Origin of the sequence: Sphingobium sp. (assembly GCF_032153725.1) — a bacterium.
Lineage (GTDB): Bacteria > Pseudomonadota > Alphaproteobacteria > Sphingomonadales > Sphingomonadaceae > Sphingobium.
The window spans coordinates 67579-80271 of the sequence record NZ_JALDYQ010000003.1 but is presented as its reverse complement, the minus strand read 5'-3'; the positions used below and the strand labels follow the sequence as shown (position 1 = coordinate 80271).

General features: G+C 61.9%; 8 protein-coding genes. 5 read left to right on the top strand and 3 right to left on the bottom strand.

Features of this window, described 5'->3' with window-relative positions; translation table 11 throughout:
- Positions 1-389: 389 nt before the first annotated feature.
- Positions 390-647, top strand: coding sequence for a hypothetical protein (locus tag RUH75_RS02095; RefSeq protein ID WP_313801701.1), 258 nt, complete (start codon positions 390-392; stop codon positions 645-647).
- An 11-nt stretch (positions 648-658) separates the two neighbouring features.
- Positions 659-1285, top strand: a complete 627-nt coding sequence (locus RUH75_RS02090; RefSeq protein WP_313801699.1) for a phosphatase PAP2 family protein — start codon at positions 659-661, stop codon at positions 1283-1285.
- Between the two features lie 97 nt (positions 1286-1382).
- On the opposite strand, the gene RUH75_RS02085 is transcribed toward RUH75_RS02090, so the two are convergent.
- From RUH75_RS02085 to RUH75_RS02075, 3 genes are read right to left on the bottom strand one after another with little or no spacing between them, the layout of a single operon-like run.
- Positions 1383-2678, bottom strand: coding sequence for a TetR/AcrR family transcriptional regulator (locus RUH75_RS02085; protein WP_313801697.1), 1296 nt, complete (start codon positions 2676-2678; stop codon positions 1383-1385).
- 44 nt (positions 2679-2722) lie between these two features.
- Positions 2723-5053, bottom strand: a complete 2331-nt coding sequence (locus RUH75_RS02080) for an arylsulfatase (RefSeq protein ID WP_313801695.1) — start codon at positions 5051-5053, stop codon at positions 2723-2725.
- Positions 5050-7392: an arylsulfatase gene (locus RUH75_RS02075; RefSeq protein WP_313801693.1), complete on the bottom strand. Its 2343-nt coding sequence runs from the start codon at positions 7390-7392 to the stop codon at positions 5050-5052. Before RUH75_RS02075 ends, RUH75_RS02080 begins: the two co-directional genes overlap by 4 nt.
- Positions 7393-7477: 85 nt before the next feature.
- Between RUH75_RS02075 and RUH75_RS02070 the strand changes: the two genes are divergently transcribed.
- The 3 genes from RUH75_RS02070 to RUH75_RS02060 all read left to right on the top strand — a co-directional run bounded on the left by RUH75_RS02070 (position 7478) and on the right by RUH75_RS02060 (position 12429).
- On the top strand, positions 7478-8308 hold the full coding sequence (locus RUH75_RS02070) for an SDR family NAD(P)-dependent oxidoreductase (RefSeq protein ID WP_313801691.1): 831 nt from the start codon (positions 7478-7480) through the stop codon (positions 8306-8308).
- A gap of 3 nt (positions 8309-8311) precedes the next feature.
- Positions 8312-10078: an alkyl sulfatase dimerization domain-containing protein gene (locus tag RUH75_RS02065; RefSeq protein ID WP_313801688.1), complete on the top strand. Its 1767-nt coding sequence runs from the start codon at positions 8312-8314 to the stop codon at positions 10076-10078.
- 191 nt (positions 10079-10269) lie between these two features.
- Positions 10270-12429: a TonB-dependent receptor gene (locus tag RUH75_RS02060; RefSeq protein WP_313801686.1), complete on the top strand. Its 2160-nt coding sequence runs from the start codon at positions 10270-10272 to the stop codon at positions 12427-12429.
- Positions 12430-12693: the final 264 nt, after the last annotated feature.

The following is a 12693-nucleotide window of genomic DNA, read 5'->3' as shown; positions in this document are numbered from 1 at the left end:
TCGCGGGGTGAAGGGGACGCGCGACATGCTCTTCATGAACCCGGAGGATATGCTGCGCGAAGGGTTGTCAACCGGCCAGACCATTGCCCTTGAAGGCATGTCGAAGGATGGAACGGCGCGGCGCGCGAGGGATTGATCGAACATCCCGCGCGGCTGTCTGGCCGCTTATTATCCCGAGTGCAAGTGGTGGCACCGGCAGGCGGCTCGGCCCCATTCCAATCACTGATGCAAGGCTTCGTTCCATGAAATATCGGCCAATGCATGCATGGTGCGACTTCGCCGCAAGATCGGGCAGTATCTCGCCTGGTCGCAGGTAACCGCCATATGGTTCCCGGTTTCAAGGGAAATCCATGTCGGGAACCCGCCCGTCCCGAGTGCGTCTCCTAGCCATGGACGACACAGAGATGATCGAGCGGCTGGCCCGGACCATCTGCAAGCATCGGGAGATCAACCCCGACGATCATCACCCTCATTACAGCACCCAATGGGAAGCCGTCGCACGCGAGGCCAAAGGCATGCTGATCATCATGCTCGACCCGACCGATCCCATGGTCCGTGCTGGCGCAGAGGCGGGCGCGCTTGAGCCTGACAAGGCAAGGATCGTCTACCGCGCCATGATCGATGCAGCCATCGCGCGGCAGGTTTAAGGAGAAAAGACATGGCTGGAGGAAGGCGACTGCCCAAACAGAGGATCGAAAAACTCTCCCTGCCCGAACGTATCGACGTCGGGATCGTCGAGACACTTCGGCCCATTTTGCAAACCGCAGCCGCCAGACAACTGGGCAAACTGGGCAATATTGGCGACGAACCGCCACTTATGGCACTTTCCCTCGTCTTGCTCCTTGCCGGCACGCTCGCGCGCAAGCCGGCCATGCAGCGCGCTGCCATCCGCATGGCTCTGGCCCATCTGATCGCCATCGGCTTCAAGGAGTGGGGAAAAAACAATGTCGACCGGACGCGCCCCGCCAAACAACTCAGGACAGGCAGCTATCATATGGCAAAGGGCAAATCGCGCGACGCTGACCTACGCTCCTTCCCCAGCGGGCATACTGCTGGGGCGCTGGCGCTTGCCCGTGCCTTTTCCCGCGATTATCCCGTTTATACCAAGCCGGTCCTGGCGGCGGCGGCTGTCGTCGGCGCCCTGCAACTGCCGCGCGGCGCCCACTATCCTGGAGATGTCGTGGCGGGCGGTGCCGCAGGCATAGTCGCGGAAAAAATCGCCGATTTCATAATCAAACGCATCGGACTGAAACCCAGCGGTCAGAAACTGGTCGTGGCGCGCTGACCGCCGGCCCTCCCGATCCGGCGCGCGCAGTCAAAACGGGTGGTGGGGTCAGTGGGCGAAGGCCATGTTCGTCAGGCATCGATTTGCCCCTGTCAGTTCAGCTTATGGTCCCTTCCGAAATTCTCCAGGCTTGCTCGACTGAAAGGCCATGCAGGAACAGCCGGGCCGTTTCGCGTGAATGAAGATCGCGCTGAACCGGACCGGGCGGCTGCCTGACGGTCAGGAAACGGACGGCGAAGGTTGCGAGCAGGTAGAAGGAGCGCGCCGCCGCCTCATCGGGACGGGGCCATCCATGAGCGCTGAGCAGCCGATCAAGCGCGCGCCCGACCACGGCTACCCGCATGTCATGAAATCGGCGGGCGAGGTCGGGCACCAGCGCGCTTCCCTGCACCAGAAGACGATGCATGCGAATGTTTGAGGGTTGGAGATGCCAGTCCAGCACCTGCCGGGCGAGCTTTGTAACCGCCTCGTCCAGTTCTTCGCCTGTATCGCACTCGAAATCGCAAAGGCTGGACGCGTAGATCTCCCCCTCGATCACATGGCGGAATAATCCTTCCTTGTTGCCGAACTGCCTGTAGATCGTCGCTTTGCTGATATGAGTGGCGGCGGCAATGCGATCGACATTGGCGCCCGAATAGCCATGTTCCTGAAATTCAGCCATCGCCGCATCGATCAGCTTCTGAAGCTTTTCGGCAGACAGGCGAAGCGCCACCCCGCTGTCGATCACCGGAGGTGCGGCCTGATCGAGCAGTGCATCGATGGCGGGACCATGCGCGTCGGCCTGCCGGGCATAACCGTGCAGGAAAAGATCGAGCGCGCGGGCCACGAGTGTCGCACGATCCTCCTGCCGAGGCAGAGGCATGCCCAGAAAATAGCGACTCCCCTCGACGGAAAGGCCACCGAAACGGATCGAGGCCGACAGAGGATCGACATCGGCCAACACCCCATCCCTGATCAGCGCATCAAGATAGTCCGCCAATGTGCGCGATAGCCCAAGGCGATGTTCGTGCAGTTCGTCGGCCAGCTCGGGAAGGTGGTTCGCCGCCACGATGTTCGCGCGGAACAGGCCGAAATTGGTCGGGTCGGCAAAACCGTCGAAAAGCCTCAGGCCGTATGCCAACAGCGTCTCTTCCCTGTCTCCGGTAGGCTCGATCGTGTCGATGTTCGATTGCCCGGCCTCAAGTTCGGATCGCACAGCGGCCTCGAACAGCGCAATCTTGCTCGGAAACTGGTCGTAGATGCTCTGCTTGCTCATCCGCGCGGCTGCGGCGACCTGGTCTATGCTGGAGCGTTCAAAGCCCGCATCAAGGAATACGCTGCTCGCCGCGCGCAGGATTTGCGCGCGGCTTTCCGCCAGTCTGCTTGCCACTTCGGGTCGATCGTTATCGCTCATCAGGCATGAGCCTTAGCAACGAAACCGGATCGTACACAATGCCGTCATTCCACAGTGCCAGGCGCGCCGGGCCTGCCGGTCACGATATCGACCTTATATATGTGCCCCGAAAAATGCCCGCCGGGCGCATAGTCTTCCGTCACCGGCGTATCGGCATCGAAGCCGATATCGAGCGTATCGGTCATTTCCGGGAGCTTGGAGATGGTGCGTTCGATTCGGTCGCGCGCGATTTCCCTGCCATCCGCCTTTATCGCCATCTCCCCGCCGCCATTGACGCCGCCGTCGTAACGGAAGTCGAACACCAGCTGCATCTTCCCCGCCGCCAGCGCTTGTGTCGCAGCGACGCGGAACTGGTCGCCTGCCTGCTGCGACGCCGCCATCAGCGCGACGGGGCGGCCGTCCTTCAGGTAAAAGCTCCAGCCGCCGAAACGACTGCCCAGCGCCAGCAAGGCGCCATTAGCCGCTTGTGGGAGGTCGATGTCCGCCGTGATGCGGAAGCTGCGCGTCAGCAGCGGCGCAGCGTTCACAACCGGCACGCTGATCCCCGAACCCCAATAGCTGTAATGCGTTCGCGGTGGATGCTGCGCCTGGGCTGCGGTGAAACGCGCCAAGCTGAGCCGGTCGTCGAGCGGGAACACGTTGTTCCGCTCCGCCTCCGCCCGGAACAGCGCCTGCATCTCCTTGAGCCGCTGCGGCTCGCGCGCGGCCAGATCATGTGCTTGCGCGAAATCATGGCGCAGATCATAGAGTTCCCAGCCATAATCACTGGGCTTTTTCGAGCCGTCGCCCGGCTTCCATGGCGCATTCACCGCTATGGTGCTGGCCAGCCAGCCCTGATGGTAGAGGGCGCGGTTGCCCATCATCTCAAAATATTGGGTGTCATGCCGCTCGGGCGCCTTGGGCGCGTCGAAGCTGTAGGCGAAGCTCACCCCGTCGATCCGCTGTTGCGCCACGCCGTTGACGCTCTCTGGGGCCTTCAGACCCGCCGCTTCCAATATGGTCGGCATGATGTCCGTCACATGGGTAAATTGCGACCGGATGCCCCGCGCCTTGATCCGGTCGGGCCAGGAGACGACAAAGCCGTTACGCGTGCCGCCCAGATGGGAGGCATATTGTTTGAACAGACGAAAGGGCGCGTTGGTCGCCCAGGCCCAGCCATAGCCGAAATTGGCGACGGCTTCCGGCCCGCCGATCTTTTCGAGATTGGCGAGCAACGTCTTTTCATCTTCGCGCACACCGTTGGCGAAGGCCGCCATCGGATTGGTGCCGCCATTGGGACCCGCTTCGGCGGCGGCGCCGTTATCGCCCTCGATGAACATGACGAGCGTGTTGCCGCTTTCCCCCATACGGTCGAGTTCGTCGAGGACACGGCCGATCTGCGCATCCTGATAGGCGAGCATTCCGGCATAGGCCTCCATCATCCGCGCGTTGATTCGGTGCTGGTCGGGCGTCATGTCCTTCCAGGCGGCGATCCCCTGGGGCCGCGCTGTGTTGACGGTGCCGCGCGGGATGATCCCCCGCTTCAATTGCCGAGCATAGGTTTCCGCCCGAACCGCGTCCCATCCTTTGTCGAACTGGCCCTTGAATTTCGCGATCCACTCGGCCGGCGCCTGCACCGGCGCATGAGCGGAGCCGGTGGCATAATAAAGGAAGAAGGGTTTATCCGGCGCGGCGGCCTTTTGATTATGGATCCAGTGGATCGCCTCATCGGCAAGCGCCTTGTCGAGCACGCCGTCGCTCAAGGTCGGGGCTGGCGCATTTCCGCGATAGAGGGCGGGCGTGAACTGATTGGTTTCGGCGGCCATGAAACCGTAGAAATGCTCGAAGCCAAGCCCGGTTGGCCAGAGGTCGAAGGGGCCGGCGGGTGAAACATGCGCTTCGGGCGCATTATGATGTTTGCCCAGCATCGCGGTGTTATAGCCGTTCTGGCGCAGGATCTCTGCCACCGTTGCCGCACTCTTCGGCAGCAGATTATTATATCCCGGAAAGCCGGTCGACAGATTGGCGACGATGCCATTGCCCACCGCATGATGATTGCGCCCGGTGAGAAGCGCCGCCCGCGTGGGCGAACACATCGCCGTTGTGTGGAAGCGGTTATAGACCAGCCCCCGCTGCGCCAGCCGATCCAGATTGGGCGTCGGGATCGGCCCGCCAAAGGTCGAGGCGGCGCCGAATCCGACATCGTCGGTCATGATCAGCAGCACATTGGGCGCGCCCTGCGGCGCGGTGACAGGCTTGGGGAAAGCCGGCACGGAATCCGCATAAGTCTCCCCGATCCTGCCCGCGAACGGCTGGGCGGCTTGGGGCAACACGGTCTGCGCGGCCAGAGGCGACGCGCAGCCAAGCAACGCCGCAGCGAACATCTTCTTTCTCATTTCAGGAACACCTCAATCTTGCGGATCGCGCCGTCGAAGGCGCGGCCCTTGGGATAGTCGATCACCGTCGCGCCGGTGTCGTCGCCTATGTCGAATGTCTCGCCCAGACCCGCCGGGATCAGTATCGTGCGATCGATCCGACCGCGCGCGGCTTCCGCGCCGTTGACGCTGATCCGCATCAACCCGCCCCGACCCGGCCCGCCGTCGTCATAGTCGAAATCATAGACGATCTGCGCTGGACCTGCCGCAATCGGCGCATCGGCGGCGACATCGAACTGGTGCGCGGGCTGCTGGGTCAACGCCATATGCGCGGCGGGCCGGCCATCCTTCAGATAGAAGCTCCATCCGCCGAACTTGCTGCCCTGGGTCACCAACGCCCCGTTGCCGCCGCCCGCAGGCAGGTCCACATCGGCGACGATGCGGAAGGAACGGCCCCGGATCATCGGCGCCGCGCCTTCAGCCACGCTGATATCCCTGCCCCAATAGGTGAAGCTCTTGCGGCGCGGCGCGAAAGCGATCCTCGAGGATGAGGAACGGTCGAGCGTCTGCCGGTCGTCTAGCGGGAAGACCTTGTTCTTTTGCGCCTCTGCGGTCCACAGCGCCTGCAATTCCTTCAGTTTTTCCGGGTAGCGAGAGGCAAGATTCCGAGCCTGAGCATAGTCCTTGTCCAGGTCATACAGCTCCCACTCATAGGCCAAGGGCGATCGGTCGGACGCGCCCATCTTCCACGGTACGCGCGCGGGCGTGGTGCTGGCGATCCAGCCCCGATGGTAAATGGCGCGCGTGCCGATCATCTCGAAATATTGGGTGTCGTGCTGCTCGGGCGCTTCGGGCGCGTTGAAGCTGTAGGCGAAGCTCACGCCGTCGATCGGCTGCTGGGGCACGCCGTTGACACTGGAGGGCGCCTGCACGCCAGCCGCCTCCAACAGGGTCGGCATGATGTCGCTGACATGCGTGAATTGCGACCGGATGCCCCGCGCCTTGATCCGGTCGGGCCAGGACACGACAAGGCCATTGCGCGTGCCGCCCAGATGCGATGCGATCTGCTTGGCCCAGGGGAATGGCCCGTTGGTGGCCCACGCCCAGCCCACCGGGAAATGACCGTAGCAGTCCTTGCCGCCCAGCTTGTCCGCCATGGTGTTCAACCAGGCCATGTCTTCGCTCGCACCATTGGCGAAAGTGCCCAGCTCGTTGGTGCTGCCCTGCATCCCGCCTTCTGTGGAGGCGCCGTTGTCGCCCTCGATGAACAGGATGAGCGTGTTGCCGCGCTCTCCCATCCGCTCGAGTTCGTCCAGCACGCGCCCGATCTGCGCATCCTGATAGGCGAGCATCCCGGCGTAAACCTCCATCATCCGGGCGGAGATACGCTTCTGCTCGGCGCTGAGGCTGTCCCAGGCGGGGATATCCTTAAGCCGGGGCGTCGCCCTGGTCCCGGTGGGCGCAATCTTCATCCTGATCTGGCGTATCAGCGTTTCGGCGCGGACGGCATCCCATCCCTTGTCGAACCGTCCCCTGAATTTCGCGATCCAGTCCGCAGGTGCCTGATGCGGCGCATGGGCGGTGCCGGGCGCATAATAGAGGAAGAAGGGTTTGTCGGGCGCCGCCGCCTTCTGCGCATGGACATAACCGATTGCCTCATCCGCCAGGTCGCGGTCGAGTATATAGTCGGGGTCCTCGTCATATTTCTGCGCGGCGGGCGCATTTCCGCGATAGAGCTTGGGCGTCCATTGCTCGGTATCGCCCCCCAGGAAGCCATAAAATTGCTCGAATCCCAATCCTGTGGGCCATTGATCGAAAGGGCCGGCGATTGATCCTTGCTGCATCGGAATATTATGATGCTTGCCGAACATGGCAGTGTTGTAGCCGTTCTGGCGCAGTATCTCGCCCACGGTCGCCGCGGATTTGGGGATCATCGACCAATAGCCGGGATAGCCGGTGGCGATGTCGCTCACCACCGCATTGCCCACCGCATGATGATTCCGTCCGGTGAGAAGGGCCGCGCGTGTGGGCGAACACATGGCGGTGGTATGGAAACGATTGTAGACCAGCCCCCGCGCCGCCAGCCGGTCGAGATTGGGAGTAGGGACCGGCCCTCCAAAGGTGGAAGCGGAGCCGAAGCCGACATCGTCGGTCAGGATCAGGACGATGTTGGGCGCCCCGCTGGGCGCGGCCACTGGTTTCGGAAAGGCGGCGACCGAATCGGCATAGGTTTCGCCGATCTTGCCGGCGAAGGGTTGTGCCGGCTGCGGCAGAACGGTCTGGGCCGCCAAGGGGAAGGCGCTGCCCAGCATAAGCGCCAGAAATCCGGCTCGGACCTTTCGGGATGTCCTTTTGCGCATCCGCTCTTTCTCCTGTGGTTATGAGAGGCTTGTACGATATAGTTTCGTACAGTACAAGCGTTGGACAGAGAGAAGGGGAGAGATGATGGCCGAGGAAGTGGAAATCCGGGGCGGCGTCGCCGTCATTACCGGGGCGGCGAGTGGAATCGGCACGGGGCTGGCGCGCAAGGCGATCGCGCTCGGCATGAAGCTGGTGATCGCCGATGTCCGGGCCGATCAGCTTGACGCCTTCGCGGCTACTTTGGACGGCGAGGTGCTGGCCTTGCCCACCGATGTGCGTGATCTCAAGGCTGTCGAGGCGTTGGCGGAGGCGGCCTGGAACCGCTTTGGTCAGGTCGACATTCTCTTCAACAATGCAGGCGTGATGGCGACCGGTTTCAGTTGGGAAATCGAGCCCGAGCGCTGGCAGCGTTCCATGTCGGTCAATGTTGATGGCGTGCTGAACGGCATCCGCGCCTTCGTGCCACGCCTGCTGGAGGCGGGTCGCCCCGCGCGGATCGTCAACACCGCCTCGGTCGGTGGCTTCCTGCCGGCGCCCCTGATGGCGCCCTATTCGGTCAGCAAGGCAGCCGTGGTGGCGCTCACCGAGTCCCTGCATTTCGAAATGCAGATGATTGGTGCACCGATCCGCGTGTCGCTGCTCGCTCCAGGGCCGGTAAAGAGCGGTATATTCGACGATCCCTTCGGTCCGCATGTCGATCCCGCCGCGCGAGGGTTCGTCGAAACCATGCGTGGCATGCTCACCGCCAATGGCCTCTCTCCCGACGAATTCGCCCAGCGTGTGTTCGAGGGATTGGCCGCAGGCAATTACTGGCTGTTTCCGCAGCCGGAGGCGATCGATCCCCTGTTTGAGCGCCGGGCGGCCTCGATCCGCGACCGCGCTACCCCTCAATTGCTGAACTTCTCGGAGCTTTAAGCCATGCGCCTTCTCGTCACACTGCTGCTCGCAAGCGCGGCCGGCCCCGCCTTTTCCCATGACGTTTCGCTCGACGTGCCTTTTTCAGCGCCCGCCAATTATACAGCGCATGGCGAGCTGTTTCAGGAGCGTGTGAATCGCGTTGGCCAGTCGCCTGTCTGGCAGATCGAATTCAAAGGGATGAACATCGTCGTCGTGGAAGGGCGCGACGGGCTCATCATCCTCGACACCGGCATGAATCGCGATATCGCCAGTGCGGCGCTTGCCAAGATCCGTGCGCAGATCTCGTCCAAGCCGGTCAAGGCGATCGTCTATACCCATCACCATCCCGACCATGTGAACGGCGCCGGAATATTCGTCGATCCCGCCGATGTCGCGAGCGGCAAGGTGCCTATCTTCGCTGCGGCCAATTTCCTGAAGGAGCTTTCTGACGAGGGCATCGCCACGCTGCCGATCGTCGCGACCCGTGCCGCCTATATGTACGGCTTCAGCCTGACAGGGAAGGAAGGGGAGGATTTCCACGTCGGCTGTTGCGGCGGCCTCAACGCGCCCGGAAGGAACGAATCTGCCTATATCGCACCGACCCGGTTCGTCGATTTGGATGGCGCGCGCGACGTCGAGATCGCAGGGGTTAGGCTCCACCTCTTCCATACCGGGGGGGAGGCGGCCTCGCACATCGCGGCGTGGCTGCCCGATTATAAGGTGCTGATCTCCGGCGATGAGGTGCAGGGGCCGACTTTCCCCAACCTCCATTCGATGCGCGGAACCAAGATGCGCGATGCCAATCGCTGGATCAGCGCGTTGAGGCGGATGCAGCGCTACGATGCGGACTGGATGGTGCCGATGCACGGTTCGATCGTAGAGGGTGCGCCGAAGATCAAGGTGCTGCTCGCCCGATATGAGGATGCGGTCCAATATACGCACGACCAGACGATCCGCCTGATCAACAAGGGCGTGACCGAGGCCGAACTGCCTGATGCGCTGGGTCCGCTGCCCGAATGGCTGCGCTCGGAACCCTATACGACCGAATATTATGGCTCCGTCGCAGACGCTGCGCGCAGCTATTATGTCGGGTATATCAGCTGGTTCTCCGGTGATGCGACGGATCTTGCGCCGACGCCTCGTTCCGAACGCGCCCGGCGCGAGGTCCGGATGATGGGCGGACGGCAGCCTGTCTTGGCGGCGGCGGCGCAAGCGTTCAAGGTGGGTGACGCGCAATGGGCGGCCGAGCTTGCGACGCTGCTGATCGCGATCGACCATCAGGATATGGAGGCCGGCCGCCTGAAGGCCGCCGCTTTCCGCAGGCTGGGCTATGCAAGCTACAACAGCAATCGTCGCGGTTTCTACCTGATGGGCGCGCTGGAGCTTGAGGGCAAGCTCGATCCGCAGGGCCTCACGGCGCGCTATATGAACCCCGATAATATCAGGAAGATGCCGGTGCCGCTGATGCTGGAGGCGATCCGCTACCGCGTCGATCCCAGGCGCGCGCGCGACAAGGATGTGCGTGTCGCCCTAACCATCGCGGGCGATCCTTCGCCCTGGATCGTCGAGCTGCGGAACAGCACGCTCAAGACCGGCCGTGGCGAGATAGGCGGATTGCCCGCGGTGACGCTGGATCGCATGACGCTGGGCGATCTGGTCAGCGGCGCGGCGAATGTCGAGGCACTGGCCCGCAACGGGGCGATCATGGGCAACGGCAGCGCCGCGCTGGCAGACATCGTTGGTGCGCTTGACCTGACTGCGGCGCCGATCAGCCTTGTCGTGCGCTGAACATCTTCAACACTTCATCTGCCCCAGGGGATATATGCGTCTTAAAAAATACAAAAACTACGCATTACACCAATAAATATAGCATAATTCTGTTGAAATATGCGAAACTGAGCAGTACAAATAATCATCCATCCCCGTTGGCAGTCGGCGATGCAAAGCCGACGCTGCTGCGGGATCAGGAGAGGAATCTGATGAACGATCTCGTTTCACGGCGGGCTCTCGCCGCCTGTCTGCTTGCCTGCGCCACACCCGCTTTCGCGCAGGGAACCCCCGCCACCATCCCGTCGGACGGCCTCGAAGAGATCGTCGTGACGGCGCAGAAGCGATCGGAATCGCTGCAGAAGACTCCGATATCGATCGTGGCGATGACCAGCGCCGATCTGGAGAAGAAGGGCATTGCGGATCTCACCGATCTGCGCTCGCAAGTGCCCGCCCTTCAGGTCACGCCCCACCCCAACAGCGCTACCACCGCTCGCGTTTTCATTCGCGGAGTCGGTAATAATGATGACCAGATCACCGTTGATCCCAGCGTCGCCATCTATCTTGACGGCATTTATATCGCGCGCGGCCAAGGCCTGTCCGCTGAAATTGCCGAGGTTGAGCGCATCGAAGTGCTGCGTGGTCCGCAAGGTTCGCTCTATGGCCGCAACGCCACGGGCGGCGCGATCAACTATATTACTCGCGCGCCGACCTTGGGCGAGTTTCATGCGAAGCAGAGCTTGACCTTCGGCAATTACGACCAGTTCCGCAGCCGCACCCGTATCAATGTGCCGATCGGCGACAGGCTGGCAATCGAACTCGCCTATCTCCACAGCGAGAAGAACGGGTTCGTGAAGAATCCGGGGACTGGCGTGAGGCAATGGGGCGACCAGCGCCGCGACGGCTATCGCGCCGCCCTGCTGTGGGAGCCGCTGGACGGCCTGGAACTACGCTACAGCTATGACCGTTCGGATATCAACGACAGTCCACCTTTCATCGCGGTCGCGCCCTTTTATCCCAGGATCGCCGACCGTCCGACCGAAGGATCCCCGCTGGTTAGCGACCTGCGGCGCAACGATGTGACCTCTCAGGGGCATAATCTCACCGCCAGCTGGGACGTGGGCGACAATCTCACGATCAAGTCGCTCACCGGTTATCGCAAGCTGTCGAACCGGACCAACCAAAATTACCTTACCGGTGTCGCCGGCCCGTTCCCGCTGCTGTTGTCGGAGTTCGACCAGAAGCAAAAACAATGGAGCGAGGAACTGCAACTGATTGGGTCGGTTTTCGATCGGCAGCTCGAATATGTTCTGGGCGCCTATTATTTCGACGAGAAGGCAGACAGCGCGGATTCGACGATCTCGGCCGGCCGCCCGCGTCTCGATCGGCGGGCGGCGATTCATAACCGGGCCTATGCACTCTATGGGCAGGCGACGTGGCGGCCAGAATTTCTCCAGGGGCTTTACCTGACGGGCGGCCTGCGCTGGTCACGCGACGAGCGCTATGCGACGCTGGACCAGACCGTCATACCGCTCGTCGGAGCGCCGATCGTCCGGCCCCAGGGCGTGGGTGACAACAGTTTCACTAACCTCGCGCCCAGTGTAGTGATCGGCTATAATGTGACGCGGGACATCAACGTCTACGCCAAATATTCGAAGGGCTACAAAACCGGCGGCTATAATCTGCGCGCCAGTACGATCCAGCGCTTCAATGAAGGCTTCGGTCCCGAAACGCTCGACTCCTTTGAAGCGGGCATGAAGTCGACCTGGCTTGGCGATCGTCTACGGTTCAACCTCACGGCGTTCCGGTCGAACTATAAGGATATCCAGACGAACGTTCAGACCGATCCGACCAATGTGGCCATCACCGATGTGTTCAACGCGGGCAAGGCGCGGATACAGGGGGCAGAAATGGAGTTGATGGCCAAGCCGACGAGAGGCCTCACCTTCTCGATCAACTATGCCTATCTCGATGCACAGTTCCAGGAGATTCTGGATCCCGCTACGGGTGCGGATATCTCAGGTGCCTATACTTTCATCGAAGCGCCGAAGCATACGCTCACGACGAGCATCGAATATGTCTTCCCGGAAACGCCAATCGGCATATTGACCGCAAATCTGGACTATTTTCAACAGAGCAGGAAATTCACCGCGACGGCCGACGCGCGCTATATCATCGGAGACTATGGTTTGCTGAACGCGCGGCTGACGCTTTCGGAGATACCGGTCGGCTTCGGCAACTGGCGCGTTTCGGCCTTCGGCCGCAATCTTACCGACAAGGAATATTATGTCGCCCATTTCAACACCGGCTTTCCGGCGGCGATCTTTGGTGAGCCGCGCACCTATGGGCTGGAACTGATTTTCGAATATTGATCGGCCTGCATATCTTCCGGAGGCAGGTTCATTGTCCCTGATCTCGTTCGACTTGTTGCCGGTGCAGAGATTGTCGAAGCGCCCGCCGCTGCCTGGCGCGCGGTTCTGATCTGGATCAGCGTCACCGCCCTGTCAGTCCTTGGCCTGCCAGTCCTTTCCCTGTCGGTTGGCACAAGAAGCGGCGGTTTCGACTCCCCGCAGATGAATCACGCAGCAACGCAAAGTGATTGCGCCGCTGTGCGCCTTCCGGTGCCAGTGACAAAA